General features: G+C 74.0%; 16 protein-coding genes. 12 read left to right on the top strand and 4 right to left on the bottom strand.

Annotated features, from left to right (window positions below):
• Positions 1-24 precede the first annotated feature (24 nt).
• The 8 genes from ruvC to MODMU_RS15960 all read left to right on the top strand — a co-directional run bounded on the left by ruvC (position 25) and on the right by MODMU_RS15960 (position 8,983).
• Positions 25-603 (top strand): crossover junction endodeoxyribonuclease RuvC, encoded by a 579-nt coding sequence (ruvC, locus tag MODMU_RS15995; protein ID WP_231851647.1) that lies wholly within the window; start codon positions 25-27, stop codon positions 601-603.
• On the top strand, positions 600-1,238 hold the full coding sequence (gene ruvA, locus MODMU_RS15990; protein WP_014741355.1) for a Holliday junction branch migration protein RuvA: 639 nt from the start codon (positions 600-602) through the stop codon (positions 1,236-1,238). Before ruvC ends, ruvA begins: the two co-directional genes overlap by 4 nt.
• Entirely contained in the window at positions 1,235-2,362 is a 1,128-nt protein-coding gene (gene ruvB / locus MODMU_RS15985; RefSeq protein WP_014741354.1) for a Holliday junction branch migration DNA helicase RuvB, read from the top strand. The genes ruvA and ruvB overlap by 4 nt, the downstream gene beginning before the upstream one ends.
• Positions 2,363-2,518: 156 nt before the next feature.
• Positions 2,519-2,863, top strand: a complete 345-nt coding sequence (gene yajC, locus MODMU_RS15980) for a preprotein translocase subunit YajC (RefSeq protein ID WP_014741353.1) — start codon at positions 2,519-2,521, stop codon at positions 2,861-2,863.
• 14 nt (positions 2,864-2,877) lie between these two features.
• Complete coding sequence (gene secD / locus MODMU_RS15975; RefSeq protein WP_014741352.1) at positions 2,878-4,509, top strand: protein translocase subunit SecD; 1,632 nt, start codon at positions 2,878-2,880, stop codon at positions 4,507-4,509.
• Complete coding sequence (gene secF / locus MODMU_RS15970; protein WP_014741351.1) at positions 4,506-5,921, top strand: protein translocase subunit SecF; 1,416 nt, start codon at positions 4,506-4,508, stop codon at positions 5,919-5,921. The genes secD and secF overlap by 4 nt, the downstream gene beginning before the upstream one ends.
• Positions 5,918-6,493, top strand: coding sequence for an adenine phosphoribosyltransferase (locus tag MODMU_RS15965; RefSeq protein WP_014741350.1), 576 nt, complete (start codon positions 5,918-5,920; stop codon positions 6,491-6,493). Before secF ends, MODMU_RS15965 begins: the two co-directional genes overlap by 4 nt.
• 87 nt (positions 6,494-6,580) lie before the next feature.
• Positions 6,581-8,983, top strand: a complete 2,403-nt coding sequence (locus MODMU_RS15960; protein ID WP_014741349.1) for a RelA/SpoT family protein — start codon at positions 6,581-6,583, stop codon at positions 8,981-8,983.
• Between the two features lie 79 nt (positions 8,984-9,062).
• On the opposite strand, the gene MODMU_RS15955 is transcribed toward MODMU_RS15960, so the two are convergent.
• Positions 9,063-9,707 carry a methyltransferase domain-containing protein gene (locus tag MODMU_RS15955; protein ID WP_014741348.1) on the bottom strand — a complete coding sequence of 215 codons (645 nt, stop codon included), beginning with the start codon at positions 9,705-9,707 and terminating at the stop codon, positions 9,063-9,065.
• Between the two features lie 41 nt (positions 9,708-9,748).
• Entirely contained in the window at positions 9,749-10,573 is an 825-nt protein-coding gene (locus tag MODMU_RS15950) for a peptidylprolyl isomerase (RefSeq protein ID WP_014741347.1), read from the bottom strand.
• A 159-nt stretch (positions 10,574-10,732) separates the two neighbouring features.
• On the opposite strand from MODMU_RS15950, the gene MODMU_RS15945 reads away from it, so the two are divergent.
• From MODMU_RS15945 to aspS, 4 genes are read left to right on the top strand one after another with little or no spacing between them, the layout of a single operon-like run.
• Positions 10,733-11,416, top strand: coding sequence for an MBL fold metallo-hydrolase (locus MODMU_RS15945; RefSeq protein ID WP_014741346.1), 684 nt, complete (start codon positions 10,733-10,735; stop codon positions 11,414-11,416).
• On the top strand, positions 11,413-12,675 hold the full coding sequence (hisS, locus tag MODMU_RS15940; protein ID WP_014741345.1) for a histidine--tRNA ligase: 1,263 nt from the start codon (positions 11,413-11,415) through the stop codon (positions 12,673-12,675). Before MODMU_RS15945 ends, hisS begins: the two co-directional genes overlap by 4 nt.
• A complete protein-coding gene (locus MODMU_RS15935) occupies positions 12,672-13,676 on the top strand; it encodes an aldo/keto reductase (protein ID WP_014741344.1) in 1,005 nt (334 codons plus the stop codon). The genes hisS and MODMU_RS15935 overlap by 4 nt, the downstream gene beginning before the upstream one ends.
• Positions 13,677-13,721: 45 nt before the next feature.
• Positions 13,722-15,497, top strand: coding sequence for an aspartate--tRNA ligase (gene aspS / locus MODMU_RS15930; protein WP_014741343.1), 1,776 nt, complete (start codon positions 13,722-13,724; stop codon positions 15,495-15,497).
• Between the two features lie 78 nt (positions 15,498-15,575).
• On the opposite strand, the gene MODMU_RS15925 is transcribed toward aspS, so the two are convergent.
• Entirely contained in the window at positions 15,576-16,442 is an 867-nt protein-coding gene (locus tag MODMU_RS15925) for a hypothetical protein (protein WP_014741342.1), read from the bottom strand.
• Between the two features lie 195 nt (positions 16,443-16,637).
• Positions 16,638-17,498, bottom strand: a complete 861-nt coding sequence (locus MODMU_RS15920; protein WP_014741341.1) for an aldo/keto reductase — start codon at positions 17,496-17,498, stop codon at positions 16,638-16,640.
• Between the last annotated feature and the right edge of the window lie 15 nt (positions 17,499-17,513).

The following is a 17,513-nucleotide window of genomic DNA, read 5'->3' as shown; positions in this document are numbered from 1 at the left end:
GAGACTGGGGAGGTGGGCGTCGCGATGGTCGGCCTGCGTGTGCTCGGCATCGACCCGGGCCTGACCCGGTGCGGGTGGGGCGTGGTCGAGGGGCGGCCGGGTGCCCGGCCCACGGCCCTGGGGGTCGGCGTCGTCCGCACCTCGCCCGACCTCGACCTGGAGCTCCGGCTGCTGGAGGTGCACACCGCGGTGACCGCCCTGCTGCGTGAGCACCGCCCCGCCGCGGTCGCCATCGAGCGGGTGTTCCACCAGAACAACAAGGGGACGGCGACCGGCACCGCGCAGGCCGCCGGGGTCGCCGCCCTCGCGGCCGCCCAGGCCGACGTGCCGGTCGCCTGGCACACCCCCAGCGAGGTCAAGGCCGCGATCTCCGGCAGCGGCCGGGCCGACAAGGAGCAGGTGACGTTGATGGTGACCCGGGTGCTGGGGCTGACGACGCCGCCCAAGCCGGCCGACGCCGCCGACGCGCTGGCGCTGGCGATCTGCCACGTCTGGCGGGCGCCGGCCCAGCAGCGGCTGCGGGTCGCCGCGCTCGCCGGCGGCATCGGGGCGCCGGTGCCGGCCGCCCGCACGCTGCCGCGCTGGACGGGGATCTCCCGGTGATCGCCTCGGTCTCCGGCCGGGTCGCGGCCGTGTCCCCCGACGGCGCCGTCGTCGAGGTCGGCGGGGTGGGCCTGTCGGTGCAGTGCACCCCCGGCACCATCGCCCGGCTCACGGTGGGGGAGCAGGCCCGGCTGGCCACCAGCCTCGTCGTCCGCGAGGACTCGCTCACCCTCTACGGCTTCGCCGACGACGACGAGCGCCAGCTGTTCGAGCTGCTGCAGACCGCCAACGGCGTCGGGCCGCGGCTGGCGCAGGCGGTGCTGGCCATCCACCCGCCCCGCGAGGTGCGCCGCGCGGTGTCGATGGGCGACCTGAAGGCGCTCATGCAGGTGCCGGGGATCGGCAAGAAGGGCGCCGAGCGGCTGGTCCTGGAGCTGCGCGACCGGCTCGGCAGCACGACCAGCGACACCTCGCTGGACGGGCCCGCCCCGGCCGGCCTCGGGTCGGTCACCCCGGTCGCGCCCTGGCGTGACCAGCTGACCGCCGCCCTGGTCAGCCTGGGCTGGACCGGCAAGGAGGCCGAGGGCGCGGTCGGCCAGCTGGCGCCGGTCGCCGACGAGCAGGTGGCCGCCACCGGGGCCGTCGAGATCGCCGTGCTGCTGCGGCAGGCGCTGCGGCTGCTGGGCCGGGCATGAGCGCGCCGTTCGACCGCGGGCTGTCCGCGGCCGACGCCGGCCTCGGTCGGGTCCCGGACGACGCGGTCGACCCGCGCGCCGGTGACGAGGAGCGCGTCGTCGAGTCGGCGCTGCGCCCGCACTCGCTCGCCGACTTCATCGGCCAGCCCAAGGTCGCCCGCCAGCTCGACCTCGTGCTGGAGGGCGCCAAGCGGCGCGGCCGGCCACCGGACCACGTGCTGCTGTCCGGCCCGCCCGGCCTGGGCAAGACCAGCCTCGCGCTGATCATCGGCTCGGAGCTCGGCACCTCGGTGAAGATCACCAGCGGGCCGGCGATCGAGCGCTCCGGCGACCTCGCCGCCATGCTGTCCAACCTCGCCCCCGGCGACGTGCTGTTCATCGACGAGATCCACCGCATCGCCCGGCCGGCCGAGGAACTGCTGTACATGGCGATGGAGGACTTCCGGGTCGACGTCGTGGTCGGCAAGGGCCCCGGCGCCACCGCCATCCCGCTGGAGATCAACCCGTTCACGCTGGTCGGGGCCACCACCCGGGCCGGGCTGCTCACCGGCCCGCTCCGCGACCGGTTCGGCTTCGTCGGCCAGATGGAGTTCTACGACACCGCCGACCTGGAGCGGGTGCTGACCCGCAGCGCCGACCTGCTGGGCGTCGAGCTCACCCCGGCCGGGTCGGCCGAGATCGCCGGCCGGTCCCGGGGCACCCCCCGGATCGCGAACCGGCTGCTGCGCCGGGTCCGGGACTACGCCGAGGTGCGCGCCGACGGGCGGATCACCTTCGAGGTCGCCCAGGCGGCGCTGGCCCTCTACGACGTCGACGACCTCGGGCTGGACCGGCTGGACCGGTCGGTGCTCGAGGCCCTGGTCAGCCGGTTCGGCGGTGGACCGGTCGGCGTGGCCACCCTGGCCGTGGCCGTGGGGGAGGAGCCGCACACCGTCGAGGAGGTGTGCGAGCCGTTCCTGGTCCGCGCCGGGCTGCTGGCCCGCACGCCCCGCGGCCGGGTGGCGACCGAGGCGGCCTTCCGGCACCTGGGGCACCCGGTTCCCCGCGGCGGCGTCGCGCTCAGCGGGGGCACAGGCGACCCGCCGTCGGACGGTCCTTCGTCACAGACGCTGTTCGACGCCTAGACTCCACCGCGCTGGCGCGCAACCCGGGTCGTCCGGGGAGCGGCGCCCCCGGACGCCCCGCGTGCAGGGGAGCGAGCCGGCGCCGATGTACCCGAGCGGCCCGCCCCGGGCCGCACCCACCGCGCGCTGACGCTGCGGTAGAGAGGCTCACCAGTCGTGGAATCCTTGCCGTTGCTCATCCTGGTCGTCCTGGCGTTCGTGGTCCTCTTCGTGCTGCCCTCGCGGCAGCGGAAGAAGATCGCGGCCAACGCCCAGGCGATGCAGGACTCGCTCACCACGGGGACGCCGGTGATGCTCACCAGCGGCATCCACGGCACGGTCGCCGGCCTCGGTGAGGGCACCGTCGACCTGGAGATCTCGCCCGGCGTGGTCATCACCGTCGCCCGCCCCGCGATCCTCGAGATCCGCAAGCCCGCTGCCGGCACCGTCGACCCGGGGCCCTCCACGGGGGCCACGGGCTTCGCCGACGGCGACGGCGACCCCACCGACCCCACGCGCTGAGCCGGGTCCCCCGCATGGCCGCCCGCCAGCTCCCCGCCCGGCGCTACTTCGCCGCCCTCGCCCTGATCATCGCCGGGATGTACGCGCTGATCTTCTTCACCGGCGACTCCCGCACCCCGCAGCTCGGCCTCGACCTGCAGGGCGGGACGACGGTGACCCTGACCGCCCGCACGCCCGACGGCCAGGCGCCCGACCCGGCCGACCTCGAGCTCGCCCGGCAGATCATCGAGCAGCGCGTCAACGGCCTCGGTGTCGCCGAGGCCGAGGTCGTCACCGAGGGCAGCAGCAACATCGTCATCTCGGTGCCCGGTGACAACGGCGAGAAGGCGCGCGAGCTCGGTGCCACCGCCCAACTGCGGTTCCGCCCGGTCGTGACCGGGCCGGAGGCGGCCAGCCCCGCCGCCACCGACAGCGCTGCGCCGACCGACTCCGCGGCGCCCACCGACCCCGCCGCTCCTACGGACAGCGCCGCGCCCACCGACTCCGCCGCGGCGCCCACCGACGCCGCGGGCACGACCACCGGTGCGGCCACCGAGACCTCCGCGCCCGACGCGGACGCGCCCACGGTCACCCAGGAGCAGGCGACCGCCGAGTACGCGACGCTGGTCTGCGACACGACCACCACGTCGGTCGACCGCGCCCAGGACTACATCGCCGCCTGCTCCGATGACGGCACCGCCAAGTACCTGCTCGGCCCGGCCGTCATCGAGGGCACCGACATCACCGACGCGTCCGCCGGCACCGAGACGGCGACCGGCGCGTGGGTGGTCAACGTCGACTTCAACTCGACCGGGTCCGCGACCTGGGCCACCTACACCGCGGCCAACGTCGGCAACGCCGTGGGCATCACCCTCGACGGCCGGGTCGTCTCGGCGCCGACCATCAACGGTGCGATCAACGGCGGCACCACCCAGATCACCGGCAACTTCAGCCAGACCGAGGCGGAAGACCTCGCGAACCAGCTGAAGTACGGGGCGCTGCCGCTGACCTTCTCGCAGGCCACGGCCCAGTCGATCTCCACCGAGCTGGGCAGCGAGCAGCTCCGGGCCGGGCTCATCGCCGGAGCCATCGGGGTCGCCCTGGTGTTCCTCTACGCGCTGCTCTACTACCGGCTGCTCGGCCTGGTGATGATCGCCAGCCTGGTGCTGTCCGCGGTGGTGGTCTACGCCAGCCTGGTGCTGCTGGGCCGGCAGATCGGCTTCGCGCTCAGCCTGGCCGGCATCGCCGGGTTCATCGTGTCCATCGGCATCACCGCGGACTCGTTCGTCGTCTACTTCGAACGGCTCAAGGACGAGGTGCGGGAGGGGCGCAGCCTGCGCAGCGCCACCCCCCGGGCCTGGGTCCGCGCCCGGCGCACGATCCTGTCGGCCGACGCGGTCAGCTTCCTCGCCGCGGCCATCCTGTACTGGCTGGCCATCGGTGACGTGAAGGGCTTCGCGTTCACGCTGGGCCTGTCCACGGTGCTCGACCTGGTCGTCGTCTTCCTCTTCACCCATCCGCTGATGGCGGTGCTGAGCCGGGTCAAGGGCTTCGGCACCAACCGCTTCTCCGGCCTCGGCCAGGTCGACCACAGCCGCCGCCCGGCTCCGCCGGCCCGGCCCGACCGCGAACTGGTCGGCAGCAGCACGAACGGGAGCAACCGATGACCCCCCGCGAGCCGCACGACGCGGCAGACGTCCCGCTGGGCACCGACGCCGACGAGACGGTCGACGACGGCGCCGTCCTGACCGAGGCCGCCGACGACAGCACCGGCGACCAGGCGCTCGCCGATGCCGGCCTGCCCGCCGAGGGGGAGCCCACGGCCACGACCGCCCGCCGTGCGCCGGGCCGGAGCTCGCTGGCGCACCGGCTCTACAACGGCGAGGCCGGCCTCGACGTCGTCAACCGGCGCCGCTTCTGGTTCAAGGTGACCGGCGTCGTCGTGCTGCTCTGCGTCCTGCTGATGGTGTTCCGCGGGTTCAACTTCGGCATCGAGTTCGCCGGCGGCAACAGCCTGCGGGTGCCGGCGAGCAGCGAGCAGCTGTCCGACATCCGGCAGGCCGCCGAGGACGCCGGTGCCGAGGTCTCCAGCGCGCAGGTGGTCGGCGGCAACTCCGTGCTGCTGCGCACCGAGTCGCTGGACAACGCCACCGAGGACGCTGTCGTCGCCGCCGTCGCGCAGGCCGCCGGGGTCACCGTCGAGGAGGTCAGCCCGCAGTCGGTGAGCGCCGACTGGGGCGGGGACGTGACGAACAAGGCGCTGCTCGCGCTGGGCGTCTTCCTGGTCGCGGTGGTCGCGTTCCTCGCGGTCCGCTTCCAGCCGAAGATGGCGATCGCCGCGATCGTCGCGCTGCTGCACGACATCATCGTCACCGCGGGCGTCTACGCGCTGATCGGCTTCGAGGTGACGCCGTCGACGGTCATCGGCCTGCTGACCATCCTCGGCTTCTCGCTGTACGACACCGTCGTGGTGTTCGACAAGGTCGACGAGAACACCAAGGACCTCGCCAAGAGCGCCCGCTCGACCTACGGGGAGGCCGCGAACCTGGCGGTCAACCAGACGCTGATGCGCTCGATCAACACCTCGGTGATCGCGCTGCTGCCGGTCGCCGGGCTGCTGTTCGTCGGCGCCGGGCTGCTGGGGGCCGGCACGCTCAAGGACCTCGCCCTGGTCCTGTTCGTCGGTCTGGCCGTGGGCACCTACAGCTCGATCTTCCTGGCGACCCCGGTGCTGGCCGAGCTCAAGGAGCGCGAGCCCGAGCAGCAGCAGCTGCGCAAGCGGGTGCTCGCCCGGCGTGCCGCCGAGGCGCGCGCGGCCGCCAGCGGCACGGCGCTGGGCCCGGTGGCCAGCGCCCGCCGCAGCCGGGGCGCGGCCGGTGCCGCCCGTGGCTCGTCGGTCGCCGTCGCCGAGCGCCCGACGGCGCTGCCGGACCGCCCCGACGCCGACGTCCCGGTGGAGTCGCCGGACTCGGTGCAGCCCAGCAGCAGCGGCGCGACGGCGGCGCCCCGGCCCGGGCAGCGGCCGCAGCGGCCCGGTCCCCGGCCGGGTCAGCGGCCGGCCGGCAAGAAGCGCCGGTGACCGCAGCCGCCGAGCGGCCGGTCGACGAGCTGATCGCCTCGATCGCCGTCGACGTCCCGGACTTCCCCGAGCCCGGGGTGCTCTTCCGGGACCTCACGCCGGTGTTCGCCGACGCCGGGGCGTTCCGCCGGGTCGTCGACGCGCTCACCGAGCCCGCCGACGTCGACCCGCGCGCCGCGGCGCTGTCCGGGGGCGGCGTGGGGTTCGACGTCGTCGCCGGCGTGGAGGCCCGCGGGTTCCTGCTGGCCGCCGCCGTCGCGCTGGACGCCGGCACCGGGGTCGTGCCGATCCGCAAGGCCGGCAAGCTGCCCCGCGAGCGGGTCTCGGCCGACTACGAGCTGGAGTACGGCACCGCCACGCTGGAGCTGCACACCGACTCGATCCGGCCCGGGCAGCGGGTGCTCCTGGTCGACGACGTGCTGGCGACCGGCGGCACCCTGCTGGCGGCGATCGCGCTGGTCGAGCAGCTGGGCGGGGTGGTGACGGCGGTGTCGGTGGTGATCGAGCTCGCCGCGCTCGGCGGCCGGCAGCGGATCGCCCCGCACCCCGTGCACGCGCTCTGGACGACCTGACCATCCCGGGTGAGCGCGGGCGGCGGCCCGGGGCCCACCGCGGCTACCATCGGGAGGGTCCACCTCCTCAACAGGGCAGGAGCACCCGTGGCCTCTGACGTCGTCGTACCGCAGACGTCCGACGCGCCTCCCGCGGAGGAGGCGACGCCGCGGGCCGCGCTGCCCGAGCGGCCGGTCGTCCGACGTCCCGACGACGTGGCCGCCGAACCGGGTGGCGGCGAGACCGCCCCGCGCCGGCGGGTCCGCGACCGGCTCGCCCGGCGGATCGTGGCCGGCCAGCGCTCCACCGGCATCCGCCCGGTCCTCGAGCCGCTGGCCGCCCTGCACCGGCAGAGCCACCCCAAGGCCGACCTCGCGCTGCTGCAGCGGGCCTACGACGTGGCCGAGGAGGCGCACGCCGAGCAGAAGCGCAAGAGCGGCGACCCCTACATCACGCACCCGCTGGCGGTCGCGACGGTCCTCGCCGGGCTGGGCATGGACACCACGACGCTGGTCGCCGCGCTGTTGCACGACACGGTCGAGGACACCGGGGTCGACCTGGAGTCCATCCGCGCGGACTTCGGCCCCGAGGTCGCCCACCTGGTCGACGGCGTCACCAAGATCGACAAGGTCAAGTTCGGCGACGCCGCCCAGGCCGAGACCATCCGCAAGATGATCGTGGCGATGTCCCGCGACCCGCGGGTGCTGGTCATCAAGCTGGCCGACCGGCTGCACAACATGCGCACGCTGCGCTTCCTCCCGCCCGAGAAGCAGGAGAAGAAGGCGCGCGAGACGCTGGAGATCCTCGCCCCGCTGGCCCACCGGCTGGGCATGAACACCATCAAGTGGGAGCTCGAGGACCTCGCGTTCGCCACGCTCTACCCCAAGCGGTACGACGAGATCGTGCGCCTGGTCGCCGAGCGCGCGCCCTCCCGGGACACCTACCTGGCCGAGGTCACCTCCGCGGTGACCGAGCAGCTCAAGGCCGCGAACATCGAGGCCAGCGTCACCGGCCGGCCCAAGCACTACTACTCGATCTACCAGAAGATGATCGTCCGCGGCCGGGACTTCACCGACATCTGGGACCTGGTCGGCATCCGGATCCTGGTCGACTCGGTGCGCGACGTGTACGCGGCGCTGGGCATCATGCACGCGCACTGGCAGCCGGTGCCCGGCCGGTTCAAGGACTTCGTGGCGATGCCGAAGTTCAACATGTACCAGTCGCTGCACACGACCGTGATCGGCCCGCAGGGCAAGCCGGTCGAGCTGCAGATCCGCACCTTCGACATGCACCGCACCGCCGAGTACGGCATCGCGGCGCACTGGAAGTACAAGGAGAAGGCGCGGGCCGGCGGCCGGACCACCGAGGCCGGGCCGACGCCCGGCTCGGCCGGCGACGACATGCTGTGGCTGCGCCAGCTGCTGGACTGGCAGCGCGAGGCGCAGGAGCCCGGTGAGTTCCTGGAGACGCTGCGCTACGACCTCGGTCCGCAGGAGGTCTTCGTCTTCACGCCCAAGGGCGACGTGATCAGCCTGCCCGGGGAGGCGACGCCGGTCGACTTCGCCTACGCCGTGCACACCGAGGTCGGGCACCGCTGCATCGGCGCCCGGGTCAACGGCAACCTGGTCTCCCTGGACAGCAAGCTGTCCAACGGCGACGTCGTGGAGGTCTTCACCTCCCGCTCGCCCACGGCCGCCCCGTCGAAGGACTGGCTGTCCTTCGTGGGCAGCTCCCGGGCCCGGACCAAGATCCGGCAGTGGTTCACCAAGGAGCGCCGCGAGGACGCCGTCGAGGCGGGCAAGGACGCGCTGACCAAGGCGATGCGCAAGGCCGGGCTCCCGCTGCAGCGGCTGCTGGGCGGCGAGTCGCTGGCCACCCTGGCGGCCGACCTGCACTACCCCGACATCAGCGCGCTGTACGCCGCGGTGGGGGAGAACCAGGTCTCGGCGCACTCGATCGTCGAGAAGCTGCTCATCGCGCTCGGCGGCACCGAGGGCGCGACCGAGGACATCGCCGAGACCGCCATCCCCACCAAGCGGTCGGTGGCGCGCACCGCCGGCGGCGACCCAGGCGTCGTCGTCCACGGGATGACCGACGTGTGGGCCAAGCTCGCCAAGTGCTGCACCCCGGTCCCCGGGGACGACATCCTCGGCTTCGTCACCCGTGGCGGCGGGGTGAGCGTGCACCGCACCGACTGCACGAACGCCGAGGACCTGCAGCGCAAGCCCGAGCGGCTGGTCGAGGTCGACTGGGCCAGCCAGCCCGGGTCGGTGTTCCTGGTCGCCATCCAGGTGGAGGCGCTCGACCGGCACCGGCTGCTGTCCGACGTCACCCGGGCGCTCGCCGACGAGCGGGTCAACATCCTGTCCGCCTCGGTGCAGACCAGCCGCGACCGGGTGGCGGTCAGCCGGTTCACCTTCGAGCTGGCCGACCCGGCCCACCTGGGCTCGGTGCTGCAGACGGTGCGCAACGTCGACGGCGTCTTCGACGTCGAGCGCGTCACCGCGTGACGACAGCCGCGGGAGCATCGCAGGGAGCGCCAGCGACCGAGGAGCGGACCGCGGCGCGGAGTCGCGCCGAGTACACCGCTTAAGCGGTGCGGGTGGCCACGACGGCGTAGAGCGGGTCGCCGGCGCCCGGCCGGGTCCGCAGCGTGACGGTCGGCTCGGTGAACCACCCGGTGCGGCGCACCAGCTCGGCGACCACGGCCCCGTGCTGCGCGTCGTCGGTCGCCAGCCAGCCACGGACGGCCTTGGTCGGGAAGCAGCGGTTGGAGAAGGTGATCGCCAGCTGCCCGCCGGGGCGCAGCACCTGCCCCACGTCGGCGAGCACCTCGATCGGCCGGGTGAGGTAGTCGATCGACACGCAGCACACGGCGGCGTCCACGTCCTCGTCGGGCAGCGGGACGCGGGGGTCGGTGTTGAGGTCGTGCACCAGCCGCTCGGTGGCCGCCGGGTTGGCCGCCAGCTCGTCGGCGTTCATGCCGAGCACCACCAGCTCGGCCGGGGGCCGGCGGAAGTGCGACACCCACGAGGACATCAGGTCCAGGGCCCGCGTCGGCCGCGGTGCGTCCCCGTCGATGCCCAGCTCGGCGTAGAGCTCCCCGACGGCGGCGACGGCCCGGTCGTCGATGTGCGTGACGAGCCGGGGCCGGTCGTAGAACCCGGCGTCCGGCCCGTCGTCGCTGCGGTCGAAGAAGCCCGGTGGGAAGCCCGCGTACAGGTCGGTGTCCATCGCGCCCAGTCTGCGGGCGGGAACCCGCGGCCGCGCGCCGCTCAGGCGACGGGCGTCATCGCGGTGATGGTGACCGGCTGGGTGGGTGCGCCGTCGCCGGTGCCGTTGGCGCCGTCGTTGCCGTTCGCGGCGATGGTGTCCAGCACCGCGAGCCCCGGGTCGTCGATCCGGCCCACGACCGTGTAGTTCGGCGGCAGGGTGCTGTCACCGAAGACCAGGAAGAACTGGCTGCCGTCGGTGCCCGAGCCGCTGTTGGCCATCGCCACCGTGCCCCGCGGGTAGGTCTCCGAGCCGGTCACCTGGGTCGGGAAGGTGTAGCCGGGGCCGCCCGTGCCGGTGCCGCCCGGGTCGCCGCACTGCAGCACCTTGAGGCTGTCGGAGTCGGTCTCCCGATGGCAGGGCGTGTTGTCGAAGTAGCCCTGCTGGCTCAGCGCGGCGAAGCTGGCCGCGGCGCACGGAGCCGCGGCCTGGTCCAGGGAGAGCCCGATGTCGCCGAAGTTGGTCGCCATCGTCAGGGCCAGCGTGCCGGTGGTCGGGATGTCCCCGGTGGGGGGAGTGACCTGCGCGCCGGCGCTGGCGGTGCCGTCGGTCGTGTAGGTGCACGGGCCGGCGACGGTCGTCTGGCCGGCGGGCGCGGCGGACGCCGAGCTCGCGGCGCTGCTGCTGCTCGGCGCGGCGGTGGTGTCGGCGTCGTCGTCGGCCAGCCCGGTGATGATGAAGAAGGCACCGACCACGGCGAGGACGGCGAGGACCGTCACGCCGATGAGCAGGTTGCGGCGGCGCTTGCGGGCGAGCTGCTCGCGGCGCTCCAGCTGGCGCTGCAACCGTCGCTGGGCCTGCTCGCGGCGCTGCTTGTTCGTCGGCACTCTTCTCGGGCTCCTCGTGCTGTGCTCGGGCGCGGGGGTGGCCCGCTCCTGGAGCTGACGCCGTCCACCCCGCGGTGTCGAGTGCGCAGTGTAGGGCGGCCACCTGTCCGCTCCCTGGCAGCGCGGCTGGGCGGTGATCTCCCCGCGTAATCTGCACGGGTGCTCATCCGCTCCTTCCCCGCCGGCGCGTTCGGCACCAACTGCTACGCGGTCGCCACCGGGGCGGGCGCCGAGTGCGTGGTCGTGGACCCTGGCATGGACGCCGTGCAGCCCCTGGCCGAGATGCTCGCCGCCGACGGGCTGAAGCCCGTCGCCGTCGTCCTCACCCACGGGCACCTGGACCACACCTTCTCCGTGCTGCCGGTGTGCGACGGGTACGGCATCCCGGCCTACCTGCACCCCGCCGACAGCGGGATGCTGTCGGACCCGGCCCGCTGGCACGGGCCGCAGCTCGCACCGCTGATCACCGGGGTCCGGCTGCCCGACCCGGCCGACGTGCGGCCGCTGGACGACGGGGCGGTGCTCGACCTCGCCGGCGTGCGGCTCACCGTCCGGCACGCGCCCGGCCACACCCAGGGCTCGGTCGTGTTCTCCCTCGACCTGGACGACGCCCCGGGGCTGCTGGCCGGCGACGTGCTGTTCGCCGGCTCGGTGGGCCGGGTCGACCTGCCCGGCGGGTCCTGGGACGCGATGCTCGGCTCGCTGCGCGACGTCGTCCTGCCGTTGGACGACGACACCGTCGTCCTGCCCGGGCACGGCCCGGCCACCACGATCGGCCGCGAGCGCGCCACCAACCCGTACCTCGCCGAGGCCGCGTCGGCACCCGGGGGACGTTCGCTGTGAGCGGGCTGACCGCCCCCAAGGGGACGTTCGACACGCTGCCGCCGGAGTCGGCGGGGTTCCTCGCCGTCCGGGACACCCTCACCGCGCCGCTGCGGCGGGCCGGGTACGGCTACATCGAGACGCCCACGTTCGAGGACACCGCGGTGTTCGCCCGCGGGGTGGGGGAGTCGACCGACGTCGTCTCCAAGGAGATGTACACCTTCACCGACCGGGGCGGCCGGTCGCTGACGCTGCGCCCGGAGCTCACCGCCGGGCTGATGCGTTCCTTCATCGAGCACCGGCTGTACTCCGGCGCGCTGCCGGTGAAGCTGTGGGCCGTCGGGTCGGCGTTCCGGTACGAGCGCCCCCAGGCCGGCCGGTACCGGCACTTCACCCAGGTCGACTGCGAGGCGCTCGGCGTCGACGACCCGGCGCTGGACGCCGAGGTGGTGGCGCTGGCGGTGCAGGGGTTCCGCGACCTGGGGCTGCGGAACTTCGAGCTGCTGCTCACCTCGCTGGGTGACGCGACCTGCCGGCCGCAGTACCGCGAGCTGCTCGTGGCGTTCCTCGCCGACCTGGACCTCGACGAGGACACCCGGCGCCGGGCGGAGATCAACCCGCTGCGGGTGCTGGACGACAAGCGCCCCGAGGTGCAGGCCCAGCTGGCCGACGCCCCGCTGATGGTCGACCACCTGTCGGACTCCACCAAGGCGCACTACGACGCCGTCCGCCAGCACCTCACCGACCTCGGCGTGACCTGGACGGAGGCGCCGCGGCTGGTCCGCGGCCTGGACTACTACACGAAGACGACGTTCGAGTTCGTGCACTCCGGCCTGGGCGCGCAGTCCGCGATCGGGGGCGGGGGCCGGTACGACGGGCTCTCCGCGGCGCTGGGCGGCCCGGACCTGTCCGGCATCGGGTACGCCGTCGGGGTCGACCGGACGCTGCTCGCGGTGCAGGCCGAGGGGCTGGACATCGCGGCGTCGACCGGGGTGCAGGCCTTCGTCGTCCCGCTGGGCGCCGAGGCCAAGCGCTTCGCCGTCCGGCTGGTCGGGCAGCTGCGGGAGGCCGGCGTGCCGGCCGACACCGTCTACGGCGACCGGGGCCTCAAGGGCGCGATGAAGGCCGCCGACCGCTCGGGTGCCTCGCACGCGGTGGTGGTCGGCGACCGCGACCTGGCCGAGGGCGTGGCGCAGCTGCGGGACCTGCGGACCCACGAGCAGGTCGCCGTCCCCCTGGGTGAGCTGTTCGACCGGGTGCGTGCGACGGTGGGTCGATGAACACCTCCAGCACTCCCCTCGAGACCCGGCCGCTGGGCCGGACCGGCGCCGACGTCTCGGTCGTCGGCCTGGGCACCTGGCAGCTGGGCGGCGACTGGGGCGACGTGACCGAGGACGACGCCGCCGCGGTCCTCGACGCCGCGCTGGACGCCGGGGTCACCCTGCTCGACACCGCCGACGTCTACGGCGACGGCCGGTCCGAGGAGCGGATCCGCAAGGCCCTGGCCGCCCGCGGTGAGCGCCCGTTCGTGGCCACCAAGGCCGGCCGGCGCGCCGACCCGTTCGCCGCGGAGACCTACACCCCGGAGAACCTGCGCGCCTGGATCGACCGGTCCCGCCGCAACCTCGGCGTCGACACCCTCGACCTCGTGCAGCTGCACTGCCCCCCGCCGGCCGTCTACTCCGACGAGCGCGTCTACGAGACCCTCGACGCGCTGGTGGAGGAGCAGGCGATCGCCGCCTACGGCGTCTCGGTGGAGACCGTCGCCGAGGGGCTGACCGCGCTGCAGCACCCCGGCGTGCAGTCCATCCAGGTGATCCTCAACATCTTCCGGCGCAAGCCGCTGGAGCAGCTGCTGCCGGCCGCCCAGCGGGCCGAGGTCGGCATCCTGGCCCGGGTGCCGCTGGCCAGCGGGCTGCTGTCGGGCAAGTACTCGACCGACACCACCTTCGCCGCCGACGACCACCGGAACTTCAACCGCAACGGCGAGGCCTTCGACGTCGGCGAGACCTTCTCCGGCGTGCCGTTCGAGGTCGGCGTCGCCGCCGCCCGCGAGGTGGCCGAGATCGCCGGGCCGGACGTGTCGACCGCGGCCTTCGCGCTGCGCTGGGTGATCGACCAGCCCGGCGTCACCACGGTGATCCCAGGGGCGCGCAACGTGCAGCAGGCGCTGGGCAACGTCGCCGCCGCCAACCTGCCCCCGCTGACCGACAGCCAGCTCGCCGACCTCGAGCGCGTGTACGACGAGCGCATCCGCGCCGCCGTGCACGACCGCTGGTGACCGTCGTCCCGGCCCGCCCCACCGCCCTCTGAGAAAGGCACTACCTTGCTCCGCACCCACGACGCCGGCGCGCTCCGCGCGACCGACGCCGGTTCCACGGTCACCCTCGCCGGCTGGATCGCCCGCCGGCGCGACCACGGCGGGGTCGTCTTCCTCGACCTGCGCGACGCCTCGGGCTACGCCCAGGTCGTCGTCCGCGAGGAGGAGGCGCACGCGCTGCGCAACGAGTACTGCGTGCTGGTGACCGGGCAGGTGCAGCAGCGCCCGGCCGGCAACGAGAACCCGGAGCTGCCGACCGGTGAGGTCGAGGTCGTCGCCTCGACCCTGCAGGTGCTGTCGGCGTCCGCGCCGCTGCCGTTCCCCATCGAGACCGCGCAGGCGGCCGGTGACGACGTCCGCTACAAGTACCGCTACCTCGACCTGCGCCGGCAGGGCCCGGCGGCGGTGCTCCGGCTGCGGTCGGAGATCAACCGGATCGCCCGCGGGGTGATGGCCGGCCACGGGTTCACCGAGGTCGAGACGCCGAACCTGACCCGGTCGACGCCCGAGGGGGCGCGGGACTTCGTCGTCCCGGTCCGGCTGCAGCCGGGCTCCTGGTACGCGCTGCCCCAGTCGCCGCAGCTGTTCAAGCAGCTGCTGATGATCGGCGGCCTGGAGCGGTACTACCAGATCGCCCGCTGCTTCCGGGACGAGGACTTCCGCGCCGACCGGCAGCCGGAGTTCACCCAGCTGGACTTCGAGATGAGCTTCGTCGACCGGGACGACGTGCTGGCCGTGGCCGAGGACGTCATCCGCTCGCTGTGGCAGGAGCTGGCCTCCTACGCCGTCCCGGAGATCCCGCGGATGACCTACCGCGAGGCGATGGACCGGTTCGGGTCGGACAAGCCCGACCTGCGGTTCGGCATCGAGCTGACCGAACTGACCTCCTACTTCGCCGAGACGCCGTTCCGGGTGTTCCAGTCGCCCTACGTCGGGGCGATCGTGATGCCCGGCGGTGGCTCGCAGCCGCGGCGCGCGTTCGACGCCTGGCAGGACTGGGCCCGCTCCCGCGGCGCCAAGGGCCTGGCGTACGTCACCATCGCCGAGGACGGCACCCTCGGCGGCCCGGTGGCCAAGAACATCTCCGAGTCCGAGCGGGCCGGGCTGGTCGAGGCCGTGGGCGCGAAGCCGGGCGACTGCGTGTTCTTCGCCGCCGGGCCCCGGAGGTCGTCGCAGGAGCTGCTCGGCGCCGCGCGCAACGAGGTCGCCAAGCGGCTGGAGCTGATCGAGCCGGGCTCCTGGTCGTTCCTGTTCGTCGTGGACTTCCCGATGTTCGAGGAGACCGAGGACGGCGACTGGACCTTCATGCACCATCCCTTCACCTCGCCCACCCCGGAGTGGCGGGAGCGGTTCGCCGAGGACAAGGGCGCGGCGCTGTCGGACGCCTACGACCTGGTGTGCAACGGCAACGAGCTGATGAGCGGGTCGGTCCGGATCGCCGACGCCGCGCTGCAGGAGCGGGTCTTCGAGGTCATCGGGATGTCGCAGGAGGAGGCCCGGGAGCGGTTCGGCTTCTTCCTGGAGGCCTTCGCCTACGGTCCGCCGCCGCACGCCGGTGCCGCGATCGGCTGGGACCGGCTCACCGCGCTGCTGGCCGGCGTCGACTCGATCCGCGAGGTCATCGCCTTCCCGAAGACCGGCGCCGGCTACGACCCGCTGACCGGCGCGCCGACGCCGATCTCCGACGCCCAGCGGGTGGAGGCCGGCATCGACTTCGTCCCCGAGGAGCCCAGCCTGCCGGCCGAGCCCGGCGCCCCCGGCCCGACCGACCCCACGAAGTAACCCCACCCTCCCGCGGGGCAGTTGATCATCGGCGTGTGGCTGCCGCTGCCGGCGTGGCGAGCAGCCACTCGCCGATGATCAACTGGTGCCGGGTCGCCAGCCTCGGCTGAGGAGGGCGCCTCGGGTGCGGGTGACCACGGTCTCTGGGCCGTGCAGGTGCGGGCTTGCGAAGCGCAGCACCAGGTGCCCGTCGGCGGCCATGAGCGAGTAGCGGTCGATGTCGCGGCCGAACTGGTCCCGTTCGGCGTGCTGGGCGCCCTCGTACTCGGTGAGGACCTTCCAGCGGCTGTACCCCAGGTCGCCGTGGGCCACGATCCGGCCGTACCGGTCGTGCACCGGCACCTGGGGCTCGGGGTCGGGCAGGTCGCTCCACACCAGCCAGCAGCGGATCAGGCTCTCCGGCCGGGACGCCGACCGGGCGTCGAGCAGCGGTGCGCAGGCGCGCGCCCGCACCACACCGCGGACCCGGCCCGCCCGGGACAGCCGCTCGGTGAGCCGGGCGTCGTCCAGGTGCCCGGCCCGGGTGAGCGCGTCCCCGACGGCCACCAGCTCGGCCGGGGGGAGGAGGGCCGCCAGGTCGAGGAACGTCTGCGCCCCCGAGGTCACCCGCAGCCCCCGCCGCAGCACGACGTCCCGGGGCTGCAGCCGGCGGGCGTGCACGAGGACCCCGGCGTGCTGCGGGAGGACCCGGCGTGGGGTCACGGCCACGTGCGCCCGCGGCGGGAAGTCGACGTGCGCGTCGAGGAGCGCTGCCGCCGTGTGGTGGCTGAAGGCGCTGTCGTCGGGCAGGACCGTGGCCAGCATGGCCAGTCGCTCAGGGACGTCGATCGCATCGTCGAGCCGCACGTACAGGCCGTGGGCGAGCCGCACGAACGAGGACCCGCGCAGCATCGACCGGCTGAGCCCCGCCGAACGTGCAGTGGCTGTAGTGAACAGGTCGGGCATGCCGACAGGTTCAGCGGCAGGCCGGTGGCCCGCCAGGCCCCACCGCCACCTGTGGAAGCAGCCAGCGGTTGTGGACGCCAGCGCCCCACCCACGCCCGACTGTGCCTCCAGCCCGCCTAGGTGTTGATCATCGGCAGGTGGCTGCCCGACACGCGGCCACCGACGACCACTTGCCGATGATCAACTGGTGCGAGCTCAGGCGGCGTTCAGGCGGGCGAGGTGCTCGGGGGGCAGGACGAGGTCGGCGGCGGCGGCGGAGTCGACGATCGACGCCGGTCGGGAGGCGCCCGGGATCGGGACGACGACGTCGGCCTGGGCGAGGTGCCAGGCCAGCGTCACCTGGTAGACCGACACCCCCAGCTCGTCGGCGACGGCGGCGAACTCGTCGGCCGCCGATCCCAGCTGCTTCGCCGCCGAGACCCCGCCGAACGGGCTCCACGGCAGGAAGGCCAGCCCGTGCGCGGCGCAGTGCGCGAGCTCGCCCGCCGAGGACCGCCAGCCGGGGGAGAACTGGTTCTGCACGCTGAACAGCGCGTCGCCGACGATCGCCCGGGCGGCGTCGATCTGGTCGACGTCGGCGTTGGAGATGCCGGCCATCCGGATCAGCCCGTCCTCGTGCAGCGACCGCAGCGCGCCCATCGACTCCTCCCACGGCGTCGCGGGGTCGGGCCGGTGGAACTGGTACAGCCCGATCGCCTCGACGCCGAGCCGGCGCAGCGACCCCTCGCAGGCGCGGCGGAGGTAGGACGACGTCCCGTCCAGCCACCAGTCCCGGCCCTCGCGGGTGTGCCCGCCCTTGGTCGCGACGAGCACCGAGGAGGTGTCGCCGCCGTAGGAGGCCAGCGCGCGGGCGACCACCTCCTCGTTGTGGCCGAACTCGGCCTCGTCGGCGGCGTAGGCGTCGGCGGTGTCGACGAGCGTCACCCCGGCGTCCAGGGCGGCGTGCACGACGGCCACCGCGTCCTCCGGCGAGGGCCGGTCCTCCTTGGTCGACAGGGGCATCGCCCCGAGGCCGATGGCGCTGACGGTGGTCGACCCGATGGTCCGCTGCTGCATGGGGACTGTCGTGCC

It is taken from the genome of Modestobacter italicus (genome assembly GCF_000306785.1).
Taxonomy (GTDB): Bacteria; Actinomycetota; Actinomycetes; order Mycobacteriales; family Geodermatophilaceae; genus Modestobacter; species Modestobacter italicus.
The sequence above is the reverse complement of the archived record's forward strand: the minus strand, read 5'-3'. Positions and strand labels throughout refer to the sequence as shown.